Genomic DNA, 24,801 nt, shown 5'->3' with positions numbered 1-24,801 from the left:
AAGTCGATTGATTGGTTGGCGGCGCACTCCTTCGGACTCAATGAGGAGTGTTGATGCTAGCTCAGGAAGAAGATCAGCAGTTGGTCGAGCGCGTGCAGCGTGGTGACAAGCGTGCATTTGATTTGTTGGTGTTGAAATACCAGCACAAGATTCTTGGGTTAATCGTGCGTTTCGTGCATGACACCCATGAAGCGCAAGACGTGGCGCAGGAAGCTTTCATCAAGGCTTACCGAGCGCTGGGGAATTTTCGCGGTGACAGTGCGTTCTATACGTGGCTGTACCGCATTGCCATCAATACGGCGAAGAATCATCTGGTGTCGCGCGGTCGGCGGCCGCCAGAGAGCGATGTCAGTGCTGAGGATGCGGAGTTCTATGATGGCGATCACGCCCTCAAGGATATCGAGTCGCCAGAGCGAGCGTTGCTGCGGGATGAAATCGAAGCCACCGTGCATCGGGCCATCCAGCAATTACCAGAAGATTTGCGCACCGCCCTAACCTTGCGCGAATTTGATGGTCTGAGTTACGAGGACATTGCGAGCGTCATGCAGTGTCCGGTCGGTACTGTGCGATCGCGAATTTTTCGGGCTCGTGAGGCCGTAGATAAATCCTTGCAACCTCTGTTGCAGGAAAGTTAAGACAGCGGCGACAGCCAAGAGAGGAACGCCATGAGTCGTGAAGCCCTGCAGGAATCGCTGTCCGCAGTGATGGATAACGAAGCGGACGAAATGGAACTGCGGCGCGTGCTCAGTGCGAGCGACGATGCCGAATTGCGTGCAACTTGGTCGCGGTATCAGATTGCTCGTGCAGTGATGCACAAAGAGCTGCTGGAGCCGCGTCTGGATATTGCTGCTGCTGTGTCTGCGGCGCTGGCCGACGAAGCCTTGCCGGTGCAGAGCAAGACCGTCGTTCGCGGCCCGTGGCGTTCAGTTGGTCGTTTCGCCGTAGCCGCTTCTGTTACGGTTGCCGTCCTGGCTGGTGTGCGCTTGTATAATCAGGATGAAGTTGCCAGTACACAATTGGCGCAGCAGGCTGCTCAGCCGGCCATGAGCGCTCCTCAAGCGCAGGGCCCAGCCATGCTGGCGGGTTTCAGTACTGCGGGAGAGCAACAAGGTGTGGCTGAACCTGCCAGTGAGGGCGCGCCCGGCTGGCATGACAAGCGTCTGTCGGATTATTTGCGCCAGCATGCTCAGCAAGCGGCCATGAATGCCAATGAAAGCGCGCTGCCTTATGCTCGCGCTGCAAGTCTGGAAAGCCGCTAAGGAGGCGCATGCGCTTTATTCCCGTCATCTCTTTGTTGTTCGGTAGTTGGCTTGCATTACCTGCTGTCGCTGCCGAGACGCAAGATTGGCTTGAGCGAATGGCTGATGCTGGCCAAAGCCAAAGCTTTCAAGGCACATTCGTTTATGAGCGTAACGGCAGCTTCTCTACCCACCGTATTTGGCATCGGGTGGATGAGGCTGGCGTGGTGCGTGAGCGATTATTGCAGTTGGATGGGGCGGAGCAGGAAGTGCTGCGTGTCGATGGCCGCACCCAGTGCGTCAGCGGTGCCTTGGTCGGCCAGGTCGATGACTATCAGGCGTGGTCGGCGCACGACCTGAGTAGCCAGCGACTGCTTGAGTCTTATGATCTGCGGGTCATCGGCAAGTCGCGTGTGGCGGGGCGTGCGGCTGTGGTGCTGGCACTGTCGCCGCGCGACCAGCACCGCTATGGCGTTGAGTTGCACCTGGATCGGGAAAGCGCTCTGCCGTTGAAGTCCCTGTTACTGAATGACAAGGGACAGTTGCTCGAACGCTTTCAGTTCACCCAACTCGATGTTGCCACGTTGCCTACTGACCAGGAGCTGCAGTCTGGAGCGGGTTGTCAGCCGGTAACCGCCAGCAAGGCGGCGGCTGAGGTTGTCGAGGCCTGGCGTTCCGACTGGCTGCCGCCAGGTTTCACCTTGAGTCGGGTGGCCGAACGTCGCAACGAAACTACCAATGAGCAAGTCGCCAGCCTGGTTTATTTCGACGGCTTGGCGCGTTTTTCGGTGTTCGTTGAGCCCTTGCATGGCGTCATGGCCGAAGATGCGCGCAGTCAGATTGGCCCGACTGCAGCGGTTTCGCGGCGTCTGACGACCGCTGATGGCGATGTGATGGTGACGGTGGTCGGTGAAATTCCGCTGGGCACGGCGGAGCGCGTCGCCTTGTCGATGCGCGCCATAGAGGGGCAGGCTATACAATGATCGAGGAGCAGGGGCGAGTCGTGGCTGTCGAGCCGGGCGCTGTCTGGGTCGAGACCCTGCGTAAAAGCACCTGTTCCAGCTGCTCGGTGAGCGCTGGTTGCGGTCATGGTGTGCTCGACAAGTTGGGCGCCAGTGGGCGTCTGGGCTATGTTCGAGCACTCTGTGAGCTGCAGTTGAACGTGGGTGATGCGGTGGTGATTGGCGTGCGCGAGGAATTGCTGGTGCGCGGTTCGTTACTGGTTTATCTGCTGCCTTTGATCGGCTTGTTCAGCGCGGCATTGCTGGCCGACCAGCTGACCTTGAGTGAGCCTTTGGTGATCCTGTCTGCCTTTGTCGGTTTGTTCGTGGCCTGGTTGACGGTGCGCTGGCACAGCAGTCGCACGGCCGATGATCCGGCATTGCAGCCGGTTGTCATGCGTGCTTTGCTCGCCGGATCTGCTGCAGCGTTTTGAGCTTTTTGCTCGTTTTCGATGGGGAGTTGTATATCGATGCCTAGCCTGAAATCGTCTTTCTCTGCCTTGCTCGCTTTACTGCTCTTGGGGCAGGCGGTGGTTGCACAGGCAAGCTTGCCGGACTTTACCGAGTTGGTCGAAGAGGCTGCGCCAGCGGTAGTCAATATCAGCACTCGGCAGAAAATACCGGAGCGTGTGGCCGGCGCTGGCGAATTGGCGATCCCCGATCTTGAAGGCCTGCCTCCGATCTTTCGCGAGTTCTTCGAGCGCAATATCCCTCGGGTTCCGCGCACGCCAAACGGTGGTCGCCAGCGTGAGGCGCAATCGCTGGGTTCCGGCTTCATTATCTCCGCCGATGGTTATGTGCTGACCAATAATCATGTGATCGCCGGTGCCGATGAAATCATCGTGCGCCTGCCTGATCGCAGTGAGCTGGAAGCCAAGCTGATTGGTGCCGATCCGCGTAGTGATGTGGCCCTGCTCAAGATCGAGGGCGAGAATCTGCCGACGGTCAGGCTGGGCAAGTCCGAGGATCTGAAAGTCGGCGAATGGGTGCTGGCCATCGGCTCGCCCTTCGGCTTCGATCATTCGGTGACCGCCGGTATCGTCAGCGCCAAGGGCCGCAGTCTGCCGAATGAAAGCTATGTGCCGTTCATCCAGACCGATGTGGCGATCAATCCGGGTAACTCTGGTGGCCCGCTGTTCAACCTGGCGGGTGAAGTGGTGGGTATCAATTCGCAGATATTCACCCGTTCCGGGGGCTTCATGGGCTTGTCCTTCGCCATTCCAATGAGCGTTGCCCTGGAAGTGGTCGAGCAGCTGAAGGTCGATGGCAAGGTCAGTCGCGGCTGGTTGGGCGTGGTGATTCAGGAAGTGAACAAGGACCTGGCCGAGTCATTCGGCCTGGATAAACCGGCAGGTGCGCTGGTTGCCCAGGTGCTGGAAGGTGGTCCTGCAGCCAAGGGCGGCTTGCAGGTTGGTGATGTAATTCTCAGCATAAATGACGCGCCGATCGTCATGTCGGGGGATCTGCCGCATCTGGTGGGGCGCCTGAAGCCAGGTAGCCAGGCTGAGCTGGATGTGGTGCGTGACGGCGCGCGGCAGAAGCTCAAGTTGACTATTGGTGCTTTGCCGGAAGACGGCGAGACCTTGGGCGGCGCGGCTGGGCCTGGGGTGGAGCGCAGCAGTAATCGACTCGGCGTCAAGGTGGTCGAGTTGACGGTCGAACAGCAGAAAGGCCTCGATTTGAAAGGCGGTGTGGTGATCACCGAAGTGCTTGACGGCCCCGCGGCTCTGATTGGCCTGCGTCCGGGTGATGTGATCACCCATTTGAATAATCAGGCCATCGACTCGGCGAAAACCTTTACCCGGGTGGCCAAGGCGCTGCCGAAAAACCGCTCTGTCTCAATGCGCGTGCTGCGCCAGGGGCGCGCCAGCTTCATTACCTTCAAGTTGGCGGAGTGAGTTCGGTACGGATTGCCGGCTGCCTCTGCGCCGCGAATGGGCTGCCCCGGACTTGATACAACGCTGGGTGCGACAGGCAGACATGAACAAGGGCGATTTCGATCGCCCTTGTTCATGTCTGCCGATTGGTGCCTGGGCGTGACGGCTGCGGCGCCAATCGGGTACACTTCACGGCTATTTTCGGCGGGCTGCCGCCTGCGACCTTTTCGAGTGTTGTCCTGTGAGTGACCTAAGTCATATCCGCAATTTCTCCATCATCGCCCACATCGATCATGGCAAGTCCACCCTGGCCGATCGTTTTATCCAGATGTGTGGCGGCCTGGCCGATCGTGAAATGGAAGCCCAGGTCCTGGATTCCATGGACCTTGAACGTGAGCGCGGGATTACCATCAAGGCTCATAGCGTGACCCTGTATTACAAGGCTCGCGACGGCAAGACCTACCAGTTGAACTTCATCGACACGCCCGGTCACGTCGACTTTACCTATGAGGTCAGTCGTTCCCTGGCGGCCTGTGAAGGCGCGCTGCTGGTGGTCGATGCCGGTCAGGGTGTCGAGGCGCAATCGGTCGCCAACTGCTACACCGCCATCGAGCAAGGCCTCGAAGTCATGCCGGTGTTGAACAAGATCGACCTGCCGCAGGCCGACCCGGATCGGGTCAAGGAAGAAATCGAGAAAATCATCGGCATCGACGCCACCGATGCCGTGACCTGCAGTGCCAAGACCGGCCTGGGTGTCGACGAAGTGCTCGAGCGTCTGGTGCACACCATTCCCGCGCCGACCGGTGATATCGAGGCGCCCTTGCAGGCGTTGATCATCGACTCCTGGTTCGACAACTACCTGGGGGTGGTTTCCCTGGTGCGCGTGCGTCATGGGCGGATCAAGAAAGGTGACAAGGTGCTGGTGAAGTCCACCGGCAAGATTCACCTGGTCGACAGCGTTGGCGTATTCAACCCCAAGCACAGCGCCACGGCTGACCTCAAGGCCGGTGAAGTGGGCTTCATCATTGCCGGTATCAAGGACATTTTCGGTGCGCCCGTGGGCGATACCCTGACTTTGAGTTCTACCCCCGACGTCGACATGTTGCCCGGCTTCAAGCGCATACAACCGCAGGTCTATGCCGGCCTGTTCCCGGTTAGCTCCGATGACTTCGAGGATTTTCGCGAAGCCCTGCAAAAACTCACGCTGAACGACTCGTCCTTGCAGTACACCCCGGAAAGCTCCGATGCCCTGGGCTTCGGTTTCCGCTGCGGTTTCCTCGGTATGTTGCATATGGAAATCATCCAGGAGCGCCTGGAGCGCGAGTACGACCTGGATCTGATTACCACTGCCCCGACGGTTATTTTCGAGTTGCTGCTCAAGACGGGTGAAACGGTTTACATCGATAACCCGTCCAAGCTGCCCGATCCGTCGACTATCGAAGACATGCGTGAGCCGATCGTGCGGGCCAATATCCTGGTGCCGCAGGAACATCTGGGTAACGTCATCACCCTGTGCATCGAGAAGCGTGGCATACAGCACGACATGCTGTTTCTCGGTTCCCAGGTACAAGTGACCTATGACCTGCCGATGAACGAAGTGGTCCTGGATTTCTTCGACCGCCTGAAGTCGACCAGTCGTGGCTATGCTTCGCTGGACTACCACTTCGATCGTTATCAGTCGGCTAATCTGGTCAAACTTGACGTATTGATCAACACTGAAAAAGTCGACGCCCTAGCGTTGATCGTGCACCGTGACAACGCGCACTACAAAGGTCGTGCGTTGACCGAGAAGATGAAAGAGCTGATTCCTCGGCAGATGTTCGATGTGGCAATCCAGGCCGCCATTGGCGGGCAGATTGTCGCGCGAACTACTGTAAAGGCGCTCAGAAAGAACGTGCTGGCCAAGTGTTACGGTGGTGACGTGAGCCGTAAACGCAAATTGCTGGAAAAGCAGAAGGCCGGTAAGAAAAGGATGAAGCAGGTCGGTAACGTGGAAATTCCACAAGAAGCCTTCCTTGCTGTGCTCAGGTTGGATAGTTAGATCCTATGTCGCTAAATTTCCCGCTGTTGCTGGTAATCGCTGTCGCCGTTTGTGGTGCGCTGGCACTCTTCGATTTGATCTTTCTGGCCCCGCGCCGCCGTACGGCTATTGGTAATTACCAGGGTCAGGTCAACCAGCCTGACGAGGCCGTAGTCGAACGCCTGAACAAAGAGCCATTGCTGGTGGAGTACGGTAAATCGTTCTTCCCGGTGCTGGCGATCGTGCTGGTGCTGCGTTCCTTTCTGGTCGAGCCGTTCCAGATCCCGTCCGGCTCGATGAAACCAACCCTGGAAGTGGGTGATTTCATTCTGGTCAACAAGTTCGCCTACGGCATTCGCCTGCCGGTGCTGGATATCAAGGTCATTGACGTGGATGACCCGCAGCGCGGCGATGTCATGGTGTTTCGTTACCCGAGCGACCCGAACATCAATTACATCAAGCGCGTGGTGGGTTTGGCTGGCGATCGTATTCGTTACACCACTGACAAGCGCCTGTTCCTCAACGATCAGCTGGTAGCCCAGCAATTGCTCGGCGAAGAGCCAGGCAGTCTCGGTAGCGTGGCCCTCTATGAGGAGCAGCTGGGTGAGGCCGAGCACCTGATTCGCAAGGAAATGAATCGTTATCGGGCCGAGCCAGGGCGCGAGTGGGTGGTGCCGCAAGGGTATTACTTCATGATGGGCGACAACCGCGACAACTCCAATGACAGCCGTTACTGGAACGATCCGGCCATTCCCCAACCATTACTGGGCATGGTGCCCGATCAGAATATCGTCGGCAAAGCGTTCGCCATCTGGATGAGCTGGCCTGACCCGAAGCTACACAACCTGCCGAATTTCTCTCGCGTCGGTTTGATTCACTGACGTTTCGCGTTTTTTGCGGCGCTGTTCAATACGGCGTCGCCGGCTATATATAGTCTTAGCTCGCTGAGCACTCACATTGGTCGAACTTGGGGGCAAACATGACATTTGCACGTTCGCAGAAAGGCTTGTCGATACTGAGCTGGTTGATGGTACTGGCGGTTGTGGCGTTCTTCGCCAGCACGGCATTCAAGATGCTGCCGCATTACCTCGACTATATGTCGATGGAAAAAATCATCACCTCGGTGGAAACGGATCAAACCATGGATATCCGCACGGTCGGCGCTTTCTATGGCCATGTTAGCAAGGGCATGGAGATCAACAGCATTCGCGACCTGGATCTGAAAGAAGCCTTGAAAGTGAAAATCGAGAACAACGAGTTTCGGGCGCATCTGAAGTATGAAAAGCGCGAGCCACTGATCGAGAATCTCGATCTGGTGGTGCGGTTCGACAAAGAATATCGCGTGCGCATGCCGTGAGTGCTTCGTTAGCTCGTCTCGAGCGTCAGCTCGGCTATACCTTCAAAGATCAGGACCTGATGGTGCTGGCGCTGACCCACCGCAGTTTTGCCGGGCTCAACAATGAGCGCCTGGAGTTCCTCGGTGATGCCATCCTCAACTTCGTCGCCGGCGAGGTGCTGTTCCAGCGCTTCCCCCTGGCACGCGAAGGTCAGTTGTCGCGTTTGCGCGCGCGCCTGGTCAAGGGCGAGACCCTGGCCATCCTGGCCCGCGGTTTTAATCTGGGTGATTACCTGCGGCTCGGCTCGGGCGAGTTGAAAAGTGGCGGCTTCCGCCGTGAATCGATTCTCGCCGATGCCCTCGAAGCGCTGATCGGCGCCATCTACCTGGATGCGGGGATGGACGCCGCGCGCGAGCGCGTGGTCGCCTGGCTGACCAATGAACTGGAAAGTTTGACTCTGGTCGATACCAACAAGGATCCGAAAACCCGTTTGCAGGAGTTTCTGCAATCGCGTGCCTGCGAGTTGCCGCGCTATGACGTGGTGGATATCCAGGGCGATCCGCATTGCCGGACATTCGTTGTCGAATGCCAGATTTCCTTACTGAATGACAAAACCCTGGGTCAGGGTGCCAGCCGTCGCATCGCCGAACAGGTCGCTGCAGCCGCCGCCTTGATTGCCCTGGGTGTGGAGAATGGTCATGACTGATACACCCGTTACACGCTGTGGCTATGTCGCCATTGTTGGCCGGCCCAACGTGGGTAAGTCGACCCTGCTCAACCACATCCTCGGACAGAAGCTGGCGATCACCTCGCGCAAGCCGCAGACCACCCGGCACAACATGCTCGGGATCAAGACCGAAGGCGCTGTGCAGGCGATCTATGTGGATACCCCTGGCCTGCACAAGAACAACGAGAAAGCCCTCAATCGGTACATGAACAAGAATGCCTCGTCGGCGTTGAAAGATGTCGACGTGGTGATTTTCGTGGTCGACCGTACCCGTTGGACCGACGAGGACCAGCTGGTTCTGGAGCGTATACAGTACGTGCAGGGGCCGGTGATCCTGGCGATCAATAAGACCGACCGCCTCGAAGACAAGGCCGATCTGATGCCGCATCTCGAGTGGCTGGCGACCCAGTTGCCTAACGCCGAGATAGTCCCGGTCTCCGCCCAGCACGGGCATAACCTCGAGACCCTGGAAAAACTGGTGGGTGAGCGCCTGCCCGAGGGCGTGCACTTCTTCCCGGAAGACCAGGTCACCGACCGCTCCAGCCGTTTCTTCGCCGCCGAACTGGTGCGCGAGAAGATCATGCGCCAGCTGGGCGCCGAGCTGCCGTACCAGATCACCGTGGAAATCGAAGAGTTCAAGCGCGACGGGCGGATTCTGCATATCCATGCGCTGATTCTGGTCGAGCGTGACGGTCAGAAGAAAATCATCATTGGCGACAAGGGCGAGCGGATCAAACGCATCGGCCAGGATGCGCGCAAGGACATGGAGGTGATGTTCGACTCCAAGGTCATGCTCAACCTCTGGGTCAAAGTCAAAGGTGGTTGGTCGGACGATGAGCGCGCCTTGCGTTCGCTGGGTTACGACAACATTTAAGCTGCGCGCGGGCGCAGCCTAGCGCCCGCCATGCCGAGTAAACACCCGCCATGCTCCCGGTCAGCCAGCCAGCCTATGTTTTGCACAGCCGTGCTTACCGCGAGAGCAGTGCGCTGGTGGACTTCCTCACCCCGCAAGGCCGCCTGCGTGCGGTATTGCGGGGCGCGCGGGGCAAGGCCGGTACCCTAGCGCGTCCTTTCGTGCCGCTGGAAGTGGAGTTGCGCGGGCGCGGTGAGCTGAAGAACGTCAGCCGTCTCGAAGCCGCCGGTATCCCCAATCTGTTGCACGGCCAGGCCCTGTTCAGTGGTCTCTATCTGAATGAACTGCTGATCCGCCTGCTGCCGGAGCAAGACCCACACCCGGCGACTTTCGAACACTACGCCATGACCGTTCTGGCGCTGGCCCAGGGCCGTGCGCTGGAGCCCTTGCTGCGTTCTTTTGAATGGCGTTTGCTCGACGAGCTGGGCTATGGTTTCGCCCTCAATGAGGACCGGCTTGGCCAGCCAATCGTCGCGACGGGCCTCTATCGCCTGCAGGCCGATGCTGGCCTGGAAGCAGTCGGCCAGTTGCAGCCAGGCGTGTTCCATGGCTGTGAGTTACTGGCCATGGCCGAGGCCGACTGGACCGCTCCGGGCGCTCTGGCTGCGGCCAAGCGCCTGATGCGCCAAGCCCTGGCGCCCCATCTAGGCGGTCGACCACTGGTCAGCCGCGAACTCTTCATGACGCTCAAGGAGCCACCACGTGACTGACGCTAACCGTATTCTGCTGGGTGTGAACATCGACCATGTGGCGACCCTGCGCCAGGCCCGGGGTACCCGTTACCCGGATCCGGTCAAGGCCGCGCTGGACGCCGAAGAGGCGGGTGCAGATGGCATCACCGTGCACCTGCGCGAAGACCGTCGGCACATCCAGGAGCGTGACGTGCGTGTGCTCAAGGAGGTCATGCAGACGCGCATGAACTTCGAAATGGGCGTCACCGAAGAAATGCTCGCGTTCGCCGAAAGCATTCGTCCCGAGCACGTCTGCCTGGTGCCGGAAACCCGCCAGGAGCTGACCACAGAGGGTGGCCTGGACGTAGCCGGGCAAGAAGCGCGGATTCGCGCCGCGATTGAGCGCCTGAGCAGGATCGGCTGCGAAGTCTCGCTGTTCATCGACCCGGACCCACGGCAGATCGACGCCTCGAAGCGCGTCGGAGCCCCAGCGATCGAGTTGCATACCGGGCGTTATGCCGATGCCAGTACGCCGGCCGAAACGGCCAAGGAGTTGGCGCGGATTCGCGACGGCGTTGCCTGCGGCCTGGCCCATGGCCTGATCGTCAATGCCGGCCACGGCCTGCATTACCACAACGTCGAGGCGGTGGCGGCGATTGCCGGAATCAACGAACTGAACATCGGCCATGCCCTGGTCGCGCATGCCCTGTTCGTCGGTTTCAAGCAGGCTGTAGCGGAGATGAAGCAGTTGATCGTTGCGGCAGCCAATCGCTAGCTCATGGATGTGGACTGACGCGTTCGCGCGTACTCGCGAAGCAGTACACCGTTGCTGCTGGTAAGGGTGGACTGTTCGCTGCGCTCCTGAGTCCACCCTACGACTTGAATGATTCAGCCCACCCCCGGCACGAATGAACGCCGCCAATCACGGCTTACGAGCGATCAGCACGGCGCGGGTCGGTGCCGGCAGGCCTTCGAGGGTGCGGCTGTGGTCGGCTGGGTCGAGGAACTCCGGCAGCGACTGGAAGCGCATCCACTCGGTCGCACGCTGCTCCTGCACCGAGGTGGTGTTGACGTCCACGCAGCGCACATCGACGAAGCCGGCGCGGCGCAACCACAGTTCCAGGGCCGGTACCGAGGGCAGGAACCAGACGTTGCGCATCTGCGCGTAACGGTCTTCGGGTATCAGCACCTGCTGGGCATCACCTTCCACCACCAGGGTTTCCAGCACCAGTTCGCCGCCCTTGACCAGGCAGTCCTTCAAGTCCAGCAAGTGATCGATCGGCGAGCGCCGGTGATAGAGCACGCCCATGGAAAACACCGTGTCGAAACCTTGCAGCTTGCCCGGCAGTTCTTCGAAGGCCAGCGGCAGGTGCCAGGCTGCCAGCTCGGGCAGGTAGTGCTTGATCGCCAGGAACTGGCAGAGGAACAGCCAGTTGGGGTCGATGCCGACCACGCTGTCGGCGCCGGCACCGAGCATGCGCCACATGTAGTAGCCGTTACCGCAACCGACATCCAGCACACGCTTGCCGGCCAGGTCGAGGTAGGGCGCCACGCGCTGCCACTTCCAGTCCGAGCGCCATTCGGTATCGACATGCACGCCGAACAGCTCGAATGGGCCTTTGCGCCAGGGGATCAACCCTTGCAGCGCGGTTTGCAGTTCGGCGCGGGCGCTGTCATCACAGGCGCCGCCGAAGGTGAAGGCAGTCAACAGCTCCAATTGTTCGACGTTCAGCGCAGGCAAGGCCTGAACGGCGCCGTACCAGCGCTGCAGGTCGCCATGGCCGATGGCCAGTTTGGCGTCGATCTGTCCGGGCAGGCCGGCTGCCCAGTCTTGCAGTGGGGTTCCCGCCAGCGCAGCTTGCAGGGCGTCGAGGTCGAGGCGGTTGATCATGGCAGGGCAATCAATGAAGTGAAGTTGAGGCACTGGAACCAGGGCACCACCTTGCTGAAACCGGCGGCCAGCAGGCGTTCGCGGTGTTGCTCCAGGCTGTCTGGCAGCATGACCTTTTCGATGGCGCTGCGTTTCTGGGCTATTTCCAGTTCGCTGTAGCCGTTGGCGCGCTTGAAGGCGATGTGCAGGTCGCCGAGCAGCTGATGTTGCTCGGCATCTTCGAAGCGCAGTTTCTCCGAGAGGATCAGGGCGCCGCCGGGCAGCAGGGCCTGGCGAATCCGGCCAAGCAGGGTCAGGCGCTGTTCTGGCTGGACGAATTGCAGGGTGAAATTCAGCGCCACCAGCGAGGTTGGTTGGAACTCCAGGCTGAGAATATCGGCCTCGATCACCTCGACAGGCAATAGCTCCTGGAACATCGAGTCCTGGGCATGCAGGTATTCGCGGCAGCGCTCGACCATGGCGCTGGAGTTGTCCACCGCGATGACCCGGCAGTCTTCGACCTGTACGTGGCGACGCAGGGCCTGGGTCACCGCGCCGAGGGAGCTGCCGAGGTCGTAGAGCACGCTGTGTGGCTGGGCGAACTGGCCGGCGAGTACGCCGATGTTCTCGACGATGGTTGGGTAACCGGGCACCGAGCGCTTGATCATGTCGGGAAACACCCGCACCACGTCCTCGTTGAAGGCGAAGTCTGGTACCTGGGCAAGGGGCTGGGCGAAGAGACGGTCGGGGGGCTGGCGCACGGAGATTCCAAGGAGGGGCAGGACGGGCTGCATTTTACCCAAGACTAGGCCTTGACCAAAGCCTAAGGCCGTTACGTGTAGCGAGTAGGGCGGCGGTTCTGCTGGTTTGCTGTTGAGCCGAGTTGAGAATAAGACTTTGGTCTTATTGTAATTCAGACGAAAGGCCCATTTTGCGCGACTAATTTACAAACAATTGAATGCCTCTAGCGGTCAAACCCTCTGTGCAGTATCCCCACCAAGGAACGACGCACCCAATCCGTAGCGCATCACCCGATGCGTGGGTTTCGCTTGCGCCAAGGTTCACCGTAATTCAAGCAGATCAACTCTTAGGAGGGTCAGCCGGTGAAACACTTAGCCACTCCACTTCTAGCCTTCACCCTGTTCGCGGCGAGCAGTGCCCCTGCACTGGCCGCCGAACACACCGATCCATCGGCCGGGCGCCTGCTGGCGACGCAATGCTTCCAGTGCCACGGCACCAACGGCAAGTCACAGAGCGAAATCGACAGCATCAATGATGAAAGCGCGGAGGATCTGCTCGAGGAACTGTTGGAGATGAAAGCCTCGCGCAAGGTCACGGTGATGAATCAGCAAGCCAAGGCCTACAGCGACGCCGAGTTGCGCCTGATCGCCGATTATCTCGGTCGTACGGGAGGCAATGATGACGATGACGATCGTGATGATGACTGATCCGCAACCAGTGACTGGAGGATAAATCATGAATAGCTTCAATCGTCGTAAGTTTATCCAGGTCTGCGGAGGCGGCTTGGCGCTCGCAACTTTACCTTTCTCATTGCATGCGGCCAGCGGCGCGCGCGTCGTGGTAATCGGCGGCGGCTTCGCCGGTGCCACGGCGGCCAAGTACCTGCGCCTGTTCGGTCATGACCTGCAGGTGACCCTGGTCGATCCGGCGACTGCCCATGTCTCCTGTGTCGGCAGCAACCTGGTGCTCACCGGTGAGACGCCTATCGGCGAGCTGACCAAGCCATTCGCCGCGCTGCGTGACAGGTATGGTGTGGAACTGGTACCCGAGTCGGCCGTTTCAATCGAGGCGGACATCAAACGGGTCAATCTGGCCAGCGGTGCAACGCTGGATTACGAGCATGTGATCCTGGCGCCGGGGATCGACTTCGATCCGATACCCGGCCACGATTTCAACGTGATGCCGCATGCCTGGATCGCCGGGGCGCAGACCACCCTGTTGCAAGAGCAGTTGATGGCCATGGCAAATGACGGCACCTTTGTGATCGCGATTCCGAAGACCCCGTTTCGTGCGCATACCGCCCCTTATGAGCGGGCTACCGTGGTCGCCGACTACTTCCGGCGCAATAAGCCCGGCGCGAAGATCCTGATTCTCGACGCCAATGCGGCCATTGCCGGCATGAGCCGTACGTTCACTGCGGCCTTCACCGGGGTCTACCGCGACATCGTCGAGTATGTGCCCAACGTAACGGTGACCGCGGCAGATGCCCTCAACCGACGGCTCGACTTCACCCGCGACGGAGCGGCCAGCTCGGTGACGGCTGGGGTGATCAACCTGATTCCGGCACAAAAAGCCGGCAAGTTGTTGTTCGACAGCGGCCTGGTGCCAGACGGCAACAAGTTCGCCCCGGTCAATCCGCTGAACTACGAGAGTACGCTGGCCGGGTTCTCCAAGGTGCACATCATCGGCGACTCGCAATCGACGGGGCAGGCCAAGTCCGGGCACATGGCCAACTCGCAGGCCAAGGTCTGCGTGGACGCCATTTTGCGCGATCTCGCCGGCCTAGCACCGGACCCTGCGCCGAAAACCACCGCGGCGGCGTTCCCGCCGATAACCCGCAGGACCGCGAGTTGGACCACCGTCACCTATTCGTTCGACGCCGCCAGCATGAGCATGGTCGCGAGTTCATCGGCCGAAGCGCCCGAGCCAACCAAGGATGTTCGTGAGGAGGAAGGGCCGGGTTGGCTGATCAACTTGCTCAGCGACAGCTTCGCCTAGCCTGTTGCTTGCTTGTGTAACGGGCCCGAGGTTATGTGGGCCCGTTCGCCTGCTGAGATTTGCAGCGCTCCAGGTACGGCTCGGCGTGTATGACGCTGGTGGGACACTTGTAGCGTGCGAGCCAACGCAGGTGTGTCACTTCAATTGATCGGAAAAGTACTCGCCGGCGCCCTGCAACGGGCCCAGTGGGTTGCGCTTGACCTCGAGGCGGCGAATGTTCGGTTCGCCATTGCTGACCTTGTGCACCAGGGTGTCGTCGACCAGCACGAACACCGCGCGGAACGACCAGCCCTGCAACGCCCGCTGCTTGCGGAAGTTGAACACGTCGGCCCAGAAACTGCCGACCCGCTGGGTGTCGGTCTTGGTGAATTCGAAGGAATAGCCGATGCAGCGATCCTTGGCTTCCAGGCAGTGCACCAGGCCGTCCGGCAAGTAGGTGATGGGGATGTTCGGCTGCACGAACATCAACCGCACATCGATGAACGAGAGCATTCTGCCGTTGCCCTGGGCCAGCGGGTCAAACCCCAGTGAGAACAGCTCGGCGCGACTGGTCATACCGTTGATGGCCTGGGAGTAGCGCATTTCCGCATCGAGGTAATCGATGAAAGGTGACTGCACCTCGGCTCGTTCGCTGGGTAAAAGGCTGCCGCATCCACTCAGGCCGAGTAGCGTTACGACCACTACTGCTTCACGCCAGAACCGCGTCATGTGGTTTCCCTCGCAATTAGAACCCGTCTATTGGCTATAGCCGATTAAACCGGGTTCTGCTTGCGCCGCACGCGCAACATCCACTGCATGGCGCTTACCGCCAATCTTGTCGAGGACCGGTGGCTAGGGCGTTACGACTTGGCAGGACAGTGGCGTGGATTTATTTGACTCTGATCGAACAATCGAAGGTTTTTGCCGGGGCGACTTCTGTTTCCCAGGGCCGCTGATAGGTCAGCAGCAGGTGGCCTTCGCCTGCCTGTTTGGCCTGGAAGCGCCAGGTCGATTGACCGGCACTGCCGACCAGCCCGGCGTCTTCCGGGTTGCTGTAGACCTCCGGGCCGAGGCTGTCGAGCTGGTTGCTGGCAGCGTCACGCAGGACCCAGCGAAAACCGGTGGTGGGGTTGCTCGGTAGGGTCAGGATTACATACTGGCCGCTGTGCAGGCGCAGCGGACACTGGCTTTGCTGTTGCACAGTCTGGCTGCTGGGTTGGCTGGCGCAGGCGCTCAACAGGGCGAGGCCGAGCGGCAGTAGCAGGCGGTGGACGGTGGGCATGGTGAACTCCTGTGGTCGGCAAACGCCTGCCAGCATAGCCGCTGTGCTGTGCAGGGCAAGGCGTAAGCCGTCGAGGGTTTTTGTCGCCCGCCTGGATTGATCGAGCAAGCGCAGGGCAATCCGCAGTCAGCGCCATTGGGTTGCGCCGGGGCTTATCCGTATAGGGGAATTGGCTAGGGAGGATGACGCCGTATTCATCCACCGCCGCAGGAGGATGGATACAGCGCCATCCTCCTGATGTCGCAGACCTCGCCTGTGAACCTAGGGTCTACAGGTGCGCTAGTCGAACAACACCTTGGCCACATCGCTGTAGCGTTTGGCGAAGTGCACGGTCAGGCCTTGTTTGAGGTAATCCGGCAGTTCCTCGTAGGAGCCACGGTTGGCTTCCGGCAGGATCAGCTCGAAGATCTTCTGCCGGCGCGCGGCGATGACTTTTTCGCGCACCCCGCCAATCGGCAAGACCTGGCCGGTGAGGGTCAGTTCGCCGGTCATCGCCACGCCTTTTTTCGGCGCCTGGTTGCGTGCGATCGAGAGCAGGGCGCTGGCCATGGTCACCCCGGCGCTGGGGCCATCCTTGGGTGTGGCGCCTTCGGGGACATGCAGGTGGACGAAGGCCTGGTCGAAGAAGCTCGGGTCGCCGCCGAACTGCTTGAGGTGCGAGCTGATGTAGCTGTGAGCGATTTCCGCCGACTCCTTCATCACCTCGCCGAGCTGGCCGGTGAGTTTGAAGCCGCGATTGAGGGTATGGATACGCGTCGCCTCGATGGGGAGGGTCACGCCGCCCATGCTGGTCCAGGCCAGGCCGGTGAGCACGCCGACGCCGGAAAGCACCTGTTCGCGGCGGAACAGGGGCATGCCGAGGGAGGCCTCGAGGTCTTTGGGCGCGATCTTGATCCTGCGCTCGGGGTCGTCGAGCAATTTGACCACCGCCTTGCGCACCAGTTTGCCGAGTTGCTTTTCCAGCTGGCGTACGCCGGCTTCCCGGGCGTAGCCCTCGATCACTGCCTTCAAGGCGGCATCGCTGATGGCCAGGCGATTCTTTGGCACGCCAGCCTTGGCCAACTGCTTGGGCCACAGGTGGCGCTTGGCAATGGCCAGCTTCTCCTCGGTGATGTAGCCGGACAGGCGGATGACCTCCATGCGGTCGAGCAGGGGGCCGGGAATCGAGTCGAGGGTGTTGGCGGTGCAGATGAACAGCACCTTGGACAGGTCCAGACGCAGGTCCAGGTAATGGTCGAGGAATTCGACGTTCTGCTCCGGGTCGAGGGTCTCCAGCAGTGCCGAACCCGGATCGCCCTGGTAGCTGCTGCTGAGCTTGTCGATCTCGTCGAGCATGATCACCGGGTTCATCACCTCGACCTCTTTCAGCGCCTGCACCAGTTTGCCGGGTAGGGCGCCGATGTAGGTGCGGCGGTGGCCCTTGATCTCGGCTTCGTCGCGCATGCCGCCGACGCTGAAGCGATAGAACGGTCGGCCGAGGGATTCGGCGATGGACTTGCCAATGCTGGTCTTGCCCACGCCGGGCGGGCCGACCAGCAACACGATGGAGCCGGCGATCTCGCCCTTGAAGGCGCCGACGGCCAGAAACTCGGTGATCCGTTCCTTGATGTCGTCCATCCCGGCGTGGTGCTGGTCGAGCACCTGGCGCGCGCGCTTGAGGTCGAGCTTGTCCTTGCCGAAAACGCCCCAGGGCAGCACGGTGGCCCAGTCCAGGTAGTTACGGGTGACCGCGTACTCCGGTGAGCCGGTTTCCAGAATCGACAACTTGTGGAGTTCTTCGTCGATACGTTTGCGGGCCTGCTCGGGCAGGGTCTTGCCTGCCAGGCGCTGCTCGAACTGTTCGACGTCGGCGCTGCGGTCGTCCTTGCTCAGGCCCAGTTCCTGCTGGATGATTTTCAACTGTTCCTTGAGGAAGAACTCGCGCTGGTGATGGCCGATCTTGCGATTGACCTCCGCCGACAGTTCTTTCTGCAAACGGCCGACTTCCACTTCCTTGCGCAGCAGTGGCAGGACCTTCTCCATGCGCTTGAGCATCGGCACGGTATCCAGCACTTCCTGCAACTCGTTGCCGGGTGCACTGGTCAGGGCGGCGGCGAAATCGGTCAGCGGCGAGGGGTCGTTAGGGCTGAAGCGGTTCAGGTAGTTCTTCAGTTCTTCGCTGTACAGCGGGTTGAGTGGCAACAGCTCCTTGATCGCATTGATCAGCGCCATGCCGTAGGCCTTGACCTCGTCGCGTGGGTCGGGCGAGCTTTTTGGGTATTCGACTTCCGCCAGGTAAGGCGGCTTGCGGCTAAGCCAGCCGCGGATGCGCACGCGGGTCATGCCCTGAGCGACGAACTGCAGTTTGCCGCCTTCCTCGGTGGTGTGGTGTACGCGCACCAGGGTGCCGTGCTCGGGCAAGTTGTCGGGATCGAAGCTGGCGCCCTCAGTCGGCGGGTTGTCCATGTAGAACAGCGCCAGGCACTTGTGCGCGGTATTGGCTACGCGCTCCAGGGTCTTGCCCCACGGGTCCTGGTTGACGATTACCGGCAGCACCTGGGCGGGGAAGAACGGGCGGTTGTGAATCGGGATCACATACAACTTGTCCGGTAATTGCTGATCGGGCAACGCCAGGCTATGGCTGCTCTGACTGTCCTGGTCGGTTTCGCGGGCTTGTTCTGCGAGGATTTCAATGTCCTGTGGCTCGTTCATGCGGCACCTGTAGTTGCACGTTAAGTGCTACATGGGGCAACGCCTGGCGCATTTCAATCAGGTTGCTGCAATGCGGCGCTCGAGAGCATGGCGCAAGTCCCCCAGGCGAGCGTCGATCAGCGGGGTGAGCAGGGCAAAGTAGTCGTTGGGCGTCAGGCCAACCTGGGTGGCGTCTATCAGCTCCCGCTGCAGGCGTTGCAGCAGGCTGTGCAGGGGTTCCGGGTGGGCGGGGTCGTCGAGGTGCTGGCAGAGCAGGCGGATCTGCATGTGCAGACCCTCTGGGCAGCGGCTGTAGTTGGCCGCGCGCATCGCCAGGCCGCGCAGGCGCGCCAGGTCTTCCAGGTGGCGCAATGCCGGTCCCAGGCCATGCAGTACGGGCACGTCGTGCAGGCTCAGGCGCTCCTCGAGTTGCGCGATGACCGTCAGCAGGGCTTCGATCATGCGGCTGTGGGCTTCGAAGTCGGCTGGATTGCGCCGCAGTTGCGGCCAGTCCTGCTGCAGTGGCGCCAGTTGCAGGCTGGGGCCTGGCCAGTTCAGCCAGAGCTGGTCGAGCTGACGGGCCAGGGCATTGCGCTGGCTGACGCTGACGATGTCCTGCTGCGCCCCCAGGCCGCGATGCTTCTGCAAGGTCTGCAGCAGTTCAAGCGTGCGCAGCAGGGTGGCGCTTTGCAGTTGGCCAAGGGCCTGCCGGTGGCGTCGAGAGGCGCACTGGCTGAGCCACTGACCGAGCAGAAACAGGCCTGCGGCCAAGGCCAGGGCAATGCTGAGTTCCATTGGGCGAATCCTGGATGGGCACAAAGTGCATCAGGGGAGTGCTAGCAACTCTCCTGCCAGTTGATGCAAGCCTGCCCTGGCGCTGGTTTTGCGCGGCCGTCGGCGTCGAGTGCTGCCCCATTGTTGTGCGTGCGCCGATCTGCCTGGCTGTTTTGGTGCGTCGGCCGGCCGGTGCTGCTGGCTTGCTCCTGGGGGGCTGGCTGGATACTTCCCTGCCGCCGGTCGCTGGGGATGACGGCAACCCGCACAACTGGTTAAAGTGCCAGTACTCCTCTGCGGAATTGTCGTTGTAATGCTCAAAGCGCGCCTGCTGCGCCTGGATGACCAGGCCCATGAACACACCCACGATCACCACCAGTTGGTGCTGTCGCTGACCGGCCGTGCGGAGTTCGAGGTCAACGGCCGGGGCGGTGAGGTGTGCCGCATGCGCGCCTGCCTGGTGCCGGGCGATGCCGATCACCAGTTCGCCGGCATGGGTGACAACCGCATGCTGATCATCGACCTGGATGAGCAGGGCACCTCCAGTGAAGACCTGGCCCTGCTTACCCATCTGTTCGAGACGCCGCGTTACCCGCAACTGGATGCCGACTTCCAGAACTTGCTGAGCTACGCCGGGGCCGAATTGGAACGTTACGGCAGCGACCCACTGCTGGCGCGCGCCCTCGGTGGCGTGCTGCTACGTGCGCTGCACCTGCGTCTGTTCGGCGAACAATCTGCTCGGGTGCCGGGCGCGCTTAATCTGGAGCGGCTGGACGGTTACATCCTCGAGCACCTGGCGCGGCGCATCAGCGTCGCCGAGCTGGCCCAGGTTGCCTGCCTCAGTCCGAGCCATTTCCATGCGCAGTTCAAGGACAGCGTCGGCCTGACGCCCCATCAATACCTGCTGAAAACCCGTCTCGACAGTGCCTCCCGGCTGTTGCGCGAGAGCGCTCTGCCGTTGATCCGCATCGCCGAAGAGTGCGGCTTCTCCAGCCAGAGCGCGTTGACCACGGCCATGCGCCGCTATCTCGGGCTGACCCCCAAGCGTCTGCGTGGCGCCCAATAATCGCTTAGTTCGATAGCGCTCCCCAGGGTTTATCCAACGCTAACGCGTGATCTTCTGCGCGCGCCCGGCTAGTCTTGTCAACATTCAAACTATGGAGTTGCCAGGGCGGCGAGTATTCCTATCGAGGTGCGGATTGCACCGAACATGAGCGAGCTGAATGAGCAAATTTTTCTTCGAGCTATCACGCGTTGCCTTGCTTGGCCTGCTCTGCTCTATAAGCCCAGCGCTCTGGGCCGCCAGCCTGAACGCCGAGTTGGTCGATGCCCAGGGCCAGCCGTTGGCGGGTGCGGTGTTGACCTTGCGCGGGCCCTTGGGCGCGGAGGCCGAGCCGGTGCCGGCGCTGATGGATCAACAGGCCAAGCAGTTCGTGCCAAACGTGCTGGTGGTGCGTAGCGGTACCGAGGTGGCCTTCCCCAACAGCGACAATATTCGCCACCACGTCTATTCCTTCTCGCCAGCCAAAAAGTTCGAGCTGCGCCTATACCAGGGCACACCCAGCGAACCGGTGCTGTTCGATAAGCCCGGTGCGGTGGTGCTCGGCTGCAATATCCATGACTGGATGGTTGGCTATGTCTATGTCACCGACGACCCCTGGTTCGCGGTGAGCGACGTCCAGGGCAGGGTGCAGTTCGATGGCTTGCCGGTTGGCAGTTACGCCATCAGCTTGTGGCACCCGCAGGCCCCCGACAGGCTGCCGCAAGCTGCAGGCACGCTGGTGCTCGGCGAACAGCAAACCCAGCAGCGCTTTACCCTGGCCATGCAGGCGTCCGCCGTTGTCGCTTCGCCGCAGGCGCCAGCGAGTGCCTTTGGCGATGCCTTCAAGAAAGCGCAGCGTGATGCTGCCCCGTAGTTTTCAGGCGCGCATCGCCAGTGTGTTGATCCTGCTGATGCTGGTGGTGGTCGGCGCGCTGTACTTTGCCGTGCAGGCCGCCACCAATGTGGCCGTGCGCAGCCAGGCCCGCGAGCAGTTGGATGTCGGTACGCGGGTCTTCGAACAACTACTGGATGTGCGCGGTCGGCAATTGCGCGACGCGGTGCAGGTGCTGGCCGCCGACTTTGGCTTCAAGGCGGCAGTGGCCAGCGGCGATAGCGAAACCATTCGCTCGGCGCTGGCCAACCATGGCGCACGGATCAATGCCAGCGCGGTGATGATGCTCGGCCTCGATGGCAACCTTGAAGTAAGCACCGACCGGCGCATCAGCGGGCAGACCGCCGCACGTCTGAGTGCCCAGGCGATGGCGCAGCAGCGCGCAGGCGTGCAGATTTACCTGATGCCGATCGGCGACAGCATCTACCTGTTGGTGCAAGCCACGGTCAATGCCCCTCTACCGATCGCGCGAGTGATGATGGGCTTCGAGGTGGACGAGGCATTCGCTCGCGAGCTGCGCGAACTGACCCTGCTCGAGCTGACCCTGATTGCCAATCAGGAGGGTCTGCCGGCGATCTGGATCAGTACCTTGCCAGCCTCGACGCAGGCGTTGCTGAGGAACGACATGGCGATTGAGCCAGCCGCTGCTAACGATCCGATGATGATCGGCGAAGAGCGCTACCTCGATCAACGTCTGGTGCTTGCCAGTGGCGATGGCTTTGAGGTCCAGGCCCTGCTGCATAAATCCATGACCCAGGCACAACAGGCCTTTGCCCCACTCGATCGCAATATTCTGTTGATCGCCATGGCCGCACTGCTGGCCGCGCTGGGTGGTGCCTTGTTGCTGGCGCGCAATATATCAAAGCCGGTACAGCGCCTGGCGGCTGTGGCCGAGCGGGTGGGCCAGGGTGATTACCAGATGCCCCTCGAACTGCACCGCAACGATGAGCTGGGCAGCTTGGCCAAGGCGTTTCATACCATGCAGCTGGGCATTGCCGAGCGTGAGCGACAACTGGCGCATAACGCCCTGCATGATGCGCTGACCGGTCTGCCCAACCGCACCCTGGCGCAGGAGCGGCTCGGCAGTGCGATTGCCGCCGGACGGCCAACGGCGCTGCTGTATGTGGGCGTAGGCAACTTGCGTGCGGTCAACGACAGCTGTGGTCCGGGTGCCAGCGATCTGGCCCTGCAGCAACTCAGCCAGCGTCTGCAAGACAGCCTGCGCCCCGGCGACAGCCTGGCTCAGTTGATGACCAGCGAGTTACTGCTGTTGCTGGAAAACAGCGACGGCGACAGTGCAATTGTGGTCGGCGACCGCTTGCAGCAATTACTCAGCCAGCCCTTGCGCATCGGCAATCAGGAGGTCGTCCTGGATTGCTGTGTCGGCATCGCCGCCTACCCGGCCGATGGCGAAACCGCGGATGACCTGTTGCGCCGCGCCAGTATCGCCATGCAGGACGCCGCGCAGCTGCCTGGCCGCCTGCTGATGTACGAGCGCGGCCGCGACGCCGTACACCAGCGGCAGATTCGCCTGATCCGCGACCTGCGCCTGGCCCCCGACAACGCCGAATTGCTGCTGCATTACCAACCCAAGCTGGATATCGCTACCGGCACGGTGCGCCAGGCCGAAGCCCTGCTGCGCTGGCAGCATCCGCAGCTGGGGATGATTTCGCCAGGCGAGTTCATTCCCCTGGCCGAGCGTACCGGCAGTATCCAGAGCCTTACCGCCTGGGTGATTGAAGAAGCTCTGCGGCAGTTGCAGGCGTGGAACGGCCGCGGCCTGCGCGTGCAGCTATCGCTGAATATCTCCACCGAGGACCTGGTCAACCCCAAGCTGCCTGCGCGCGTCGGCCAGTTGTTGCGGCGCTACCAGGTGCCGGCCGAACAACTGATTTTCGAGATTACCGAAAGCGGGGTGATGCTCAACCCCACGCTGGCGCTGCAAGTGCTGCACGGTTTGCGCGACCTCGGCATCAGCCTATCGGTGGACGATTTCGGCACGGGCTATTCCTCGCTGGCCCAGCTCAAACGCATGCCGGTGCAGGAGTTGAAAATCGACCAGTCCTTCATCCTTGACCTGGATGAGGCCAGCGAAGACGCCGTGATTGTTCGCTCGACCATCGAAATGAGCCACAGCCTGGGCCTCAAGGTGGTTGCTGAGGGCGTCGAGTTGGCCTGCAGCCTGCGCTTGCTCGAACGCTGGAAATGTGACTCCGCCCAGGGCTACCTGATCAGCCGGCCGCTGCCGGCCGAGGCCTTCGAGGCCTGGATCGCTCTGCCGTTGCCGACTGCCGCGTTGAAGGTGTCTTGAGACTATGCAGTACTCACAATGGCTTGGCGTGGCGTTATTCAGTCTGTGTTCAAGCCTGGCGGTTGCCGACCAGGGCCGCCTGCTGGCCACTGGCGGGGCGAGCAGCCTGGAAGGTGCGGCGGGTGGCGGCATCACCCCGTGGGCGGTGCTATCCGGTTATGGCGAACGGGGTGAGTGGGGCGCCGATGTGTTCGCCACCCGAGTGGAAACAGCTGACTACCGCCTGGATGTAGCGGGTGTGGCAGCGTCGTTCGACAACCGTGTGGAATTATCCTATGCGCGCCAGCGCTTCGACCTGGGCAACCTGGCACGTGGTCTCAATTTGCCGCAGAACAGCCTGAGCCAGGACATCTTCGGGGTGAAGTTGCGGCTGTTCGGCGACCTGATCTACGGGCAATTGCCCCAGCTATCGTTCGGTGTCCAGCACAAGCGGCAGAAGGATTTTCTCATCCCCAGGCTGGTCGGCGCCCAGCGCAGCGCAGACACCGAAGGCTACCTCAGCGCCAGTCGGCTGATTCTCGGCGGTGCCTTCGGCTACAACCTGCTGCTCAACGGCGGTCTGCGCTACAGCCGAGCCAACGAACTGGGCCTGCTCGGCTTCGGCGGCGACCGCCGTGACCAGCACTCGCTGCTCAAGGAAGGCTCGGTCGCCGTACTGTTCGACCGTCACTGGGCGCTCGGTGTCGAATACCGCGAGAAACCGGACAACCTCAGCTTCGCGGGTGAAAGCGATTGGGCCGACCTGTTCCTCGGCTACTTTCCCAACAAACACCTGGCGCTGGTGCTGGCCTACGCGCGCCTCGGCGAGATCGCCAGTCTGGATAACCAGAACGCTACTTACCTGTCCGTGCAGGGGAGCTTCTAGCGATGCGCATTGTGCTGCTGGTCCTGGTGTTGAGCCTGGCCGCCTGCGCTCAGCGCGCGCCAACCGATGACAGCCTGTACCGCGCCTTGGGCGAACAGCCGGGCATCACCCGTATCGTCGAAGGCATGCTGCTCAATATCGCCAGGGACCAGCGCATCGTCCACCACTTCGAGAATATCGACATCGTGCGTCTGCGCGACAAGCTGGTCGAACAGCTTTGCGTCGAGGCCGGCGGCCCCTGCATCTACACCGGTGACAGCATGCAAGACAGCCACAAGGGGCAGAATCTCACCCGCAGCGACTTCAATGCCCTGGTGGAAAACCTGCAGGACGCCATGGACGCCGAAGGCATCGCCACGCCGGCGCAGAACCGCCTGTTGGCGCGCCTGGCACCCATGCGCGGCCAGGTGATCGAGCGCTAGCGGGCATCGGTTCTGCAAACCTGACCCTGCTCCGGCGCCGAGCAGGATAAACCCCCCAGCCAAACGATGATTTGTCCTGAGTCGTGCTTATGGCTCAACGCACAATTTATGTCTTCGTACCATAAAGGTTCATAAAGGCGACATTTCGCTCTATTGCGGTGCGTTTGCTGC

General features: G+C 61.2%; 25 protein-coding genes. 19 read left to right on the top strand and 6 right to left on the bottom strand.

The window, feature by feature from the left end:
• Positions 1-53: 53 nt before the first annotated feature.
• The 12 genes from rpoE to pdxJ all read left to right on the top strand — a co-directional run bounded on the left by rpoE (position 54) and on the right by pdxJ (position 10,559).
• The gene (rpoE, locus tag VCJ09_RS17790) at positions 54-635 is read left to right on the top strand and encodes an RNA polymerase sigma factor RpoE (protein WP_079202846.1); all 582 of its coding nucleotides are present in this window, start codon (positions 54-56) and stop codon (positions 633-635) included.
• A gap of 30 nt (positions 636-665) precedes the next feature.
• Positions 666-1,259 carry a sigma-E factor negative regulatory protein gene (locus tag VCJ09_RS17785; RefSeq protein ID WP_324731432.1) on the top strand — a complete coding sequence of 198 codons (594 nt, stop codon included), beginning with the start codon at positions 666-668 and terminating at the stop codon, positions 1,257-1,259.
• 8 nt (positions 1,260-1,267) lie between these two features.
• Entirely contained in the window at positions 1,268-2,221 is a 954-nt protein-coding gene (locus tag VCJ09_RS17780; protein WP_324731431.1) for a MucB/RseB C-terminal domain-containing protein, read from the top strand.
• Positions 2,218-2,673: a SoxR reducing system RseC family protein gene (locus tag VCJ09_RS17775; protein WP_324731429.1), complete on the top strand. Its 456-nt coding sequence runs from the start codon at positions 2,218-2,220 to the stop codon at positions 2,671-2,673. Before VCJ09_RS17780 ends, VCJ09_RS17775 begins: the two co-directional genes overlap by 4 nt.
• Positions 2,674-2,709: 36 nt before the next feature.
• The gene (locus VCJ09_RS17770; RefSeq protein ID WP_324731428.1) at positions 2,710-4,137 is read left to right on the top strand and encodes a DegQ family serine endoprotease; all 1,428 of its coding nucleotides are present in this window, start codon (positions 2,710-2,712) and stop codon (positions 4,135-4,137) included.
• A gap of 220 nt (positions 4,138-4,357) precedes the next feature.
• Entirely contained in the window at positions 4,358-6,157 is a 1,800-nt protein-coding gene (lepA, locus tag VCJ09_RS17765) for a translation elongation factor 4 (protein WP_324731427.1), read from the top strand.
• Positions 6,158-6,162: 5 nt separating this feature from the next.
• Positions 6,163-7,017 (top strand): signal peptidase I, encoded by an 855-nt coding sequence (gene lepB / locus VCJ09_RS17760; RefSeq protein WP_324731426.1) that lies wholly within the window; start codon positions 6,163-6,165, stop codon positions 7,015-7,017.
• Positions 7,018-7,115: 98 nt separating this feature from the next.
• Positions 7,116-7,493 carry a DUF4845 domain-containing protein gene (locus tag VCJ09_RS17755; RefSeq protein ID WP_324731425.1) on the top strand — a complete coding sequence of 126 codons (378 nt, stop codon included), beginning with the start codon at positions 7,116-7,118 and terminating at the stop codon, positions 7,491-7,493.
• Complete coding sequence (rnc, locus tag VCJ09_RS17750; RefSeq protein ID WP_324731424.1) at positions 7,490-8,179, top strand: ribonuclease III; 690 nt, start codon at positions 7,490-7,492, stop codon at positions 8,177-8,179. Before VCJ09_RS17755 ends, rnc begins: the two co-directional genes overlap by 4 nt.
• Complete coding sequence (gene era, locus VCJ09_RS17745; RefSeq protein WP_324731423.1) at positions 8,172-9,074, top strand: GTPase Era; 903 nt, start codon at positions 8,172-8,174, stop codon at positions 9,072-9,074. The genes rnc and era overlap by 8 nt, the downstream gene beginning before the upstream one ends.
• A 50-nt stretch (positions 9,075-9,124) precedes the next feature.
• Entirely contained in the window at positions 9,125-9,823 is a 699-nt protein-coding gene (gene recO, locus VCJ09_RS17740) for a DNA repair protein RecO (protein ID WP_324731422.1), read from the top strand.
• On the top strand, positions 9,816-10,559 hold the full coding sequence (pdxJ, locus tag VCJ09_RS17735; protein ID WP_324731420.1) for a pyridoxine 5'-phosphate synthase: 744 nt from the start codon (positions 9,816-9,818) through the stop codon (positions 10,557-10,559). The genes recO and pdxJ overlap by 8 nt, the downstream gene beginning before the upstream one ends.
• A 147-nt stretch (positions 10,560-10,706) precedes the next feature.
• On the opposite strand, the gene cmoB is transcribed toward pdxJ, so the two are convergent.
• Positions 10,707-11,675 carry a tRNA 5-methoxyuridine(34)/uridine 5-oxyacetic acid(34) synthase CmoB gene (gene cmoB / locus VCJ09_RS17730; RefSeq protein ID WP_324731419.1) on the bottom strand — a complete coding sequence of 323 codons (969 nt, stop codon included), beginning with the start codon at positions 11,673-11,675 and terminating at the stop codon, positions 10,707-10,709.
• Positions 11,672-12,448, bottom strand: coding sequence for a carboxy-S-adenosyl-L-methionine synthase CmoA (cmoA, locus tag VCJ09_RS17725; protein WP_324731418.1), 777 nt, complete (start codon positions 12,446-12,448; stop codon positions 11,672-11,674). The genes cmoB and cmoA overlap by 4 nt, the downstream gene beginning before the upstream one ends.
• Positions 12,449-12,757: 309 nt before the next feature.
• On the opposite strand from cmoA, the gene VCJ09_RS17720 reads away from it, so the two are divergent.
• The gene (locus tag VCJ09_RS17720; protein WP_324731417.1) at positions 12,758-13,102 is read left to right on the top strand and encodes a c-type cytochrome; all 345 of its coding nucleotides are present in this window, start codon (positions 12,758-12,760) and stop codon (positions 13,100-13,102) included.
• A 28-nt stretch (positions 13,103-13,130) separates the two neighbouring features.
• A complete protein-coding gene (locus tag VCJ09_RS17715) occupies positions 13,131-14,393 on the top strand; it encodes an FAD/NAD(P)-binding oxidoreductase (RefSeq protein ID WP_324731416.1) in 1,263 nt (420 codons plus the stop codon).
• A gap of 135 nt (positions 14,394-14,528) precedes the next feature.
• On the opposite strand, the gene VCJ09_RS17710 is transcribed toward VCJ09_RS17715, so the two are convergent.
• From VCJ09_RS17710 to VCJ09_RS17695, 4 genes are all read right to left on the bottom strand, one after another.
• Entirely contained in the window at positions 14,529-15,101 is a 573-nt protein-coding gene (locus VCJ09_RS17710; RefSeq protein ID WP_324731415.1) for a hypothetical protein, read from the bottom strand.
• Positions 15,102-15,261: 160 nt separating this feature from the next.
• Entirely contained in the window at positions 15,262-15,654 is a 393-nt protein-coding gene (locus VCJ09_RS17705) for a protease inhibitor I42 family protein (RefSeq protein ID WP_324731414.1), read from the bottom strand.
• Between the two features lie 279 nt (positions 15,655-15,933).
• On the bottom strand, positions 15,934-18,345 hold the full coding sequence (lon, locus tag VCJ09_RS17700) for an endopeptidase La (RefSeq protein ID WP_324731413.1): 2,412 nt from the start codon (positions 18,343-18,345) through the stop codon (positions 15,934-15,936).
• Between the two features lie 57 nt (positions 18,346-18,402).
• Positions 18,403-19,119 (bottom strand): hypothetical protein, encoded by a 717-nt coding sequence (locus tag VCJ09_RS17695; RefSeq protein ID WP_324731412.1) that lies wholly within the window; start codon positions 19,117-19,119, stop codon positions 18,403-18,405.
• 292 nt (positions 19,120-19,411) lie between these two features.
• On the opposite strand from VCJ09_RS17695, the gene VCJ09_RS17690 reads away from it, so the two are divergent.
• The 5 genes from VCJ09_RS17690 to VCJ09_RS17670 all read left to right on the top strand — a co-directional run bounded on the left by VCJ09_RS17690 (position 19,412) and on the right by VCJ09_RS17670 (position 24,630).
• On the top strand, positions 19,412-20,164 hold the full coding sequence (locus tag VCJ09_RS17690) for an AraC family transcriptional regulator (RefSeq protein ID WP_079202826.1): 753 nt from the start codon (positions 19,412-19,414) through the stop codon (positions 20,162-20,164).
• A 157-nt stretch (positions 20,165-20,321) separates the two neighbouring features.
• Positions 20,322-21,014 (top strand): methylamine utilization protein, encoded by a 693-nt coding sequence (locus VCJ09_RS17685; RefSeq protein ID WP_324731411.1) that lies wholly within the window; start codon positions 20,322-20,324, stop codon positions 21,012-21,014.
• Positions 21,001-23,343, top strand: a complete 2,343-nt coding sequence (locus VCJ09_RS17680; RefSeq protein WP_407693051.1) for a bifunctional diguanylate cyclase/phosphodiesterase — start codon at positions 21,001-21,003, stop codon at positions 23,341-23,343. Before VCJ09_RS17685 ends, VCJ09_RS17680 begins: the two co-directional genes overlap by 14 nt.
• A gap of 4 nt (positions 23,344-23,347) precedes the next feature.
• Complete coding sequence (locus tag VCJ09_RS17675; protein WP_324731409.1) at positions 23,348-24,208, top strand: DUF3034 family protein; 861 nt, start codon at positions 23,348-23,350, stop codon at positions 24,206-24,208.
• A gap of 2 nt (positions 24,209-24,210) precedes the next feature.
• Positions 24,211-24,630 carry a group I truncated hemoglobin gene (locus VCJ09_RS17670; protein WP_324731408.1) on the top strand — a complete coding sequence of 140 codons (420 nt, stop codon included), beginning with the start codon at positions 24,211-24,213 and terminating at the stop codon, positions 24,628-24,630.
• Positions 24,631-24,801 lie beyond the last annotated feature (171 nt).

It is taken from the genome of Pseudomonas paeninsulae (assembly GCF_035621475.1).
GTDB lineage: Bacteria > Pseudomonadota > Gammaproteobacteria > Pseudomonadales > Pseudomonadaceae > Aquipseudomonas > Aquipseudomonas paeninsulae.
The sequence above is the reverse complement of the archived record's forward strand: the minus strand, read 5'-3'. Positions and strand labels throughout refer to the sequence as shown.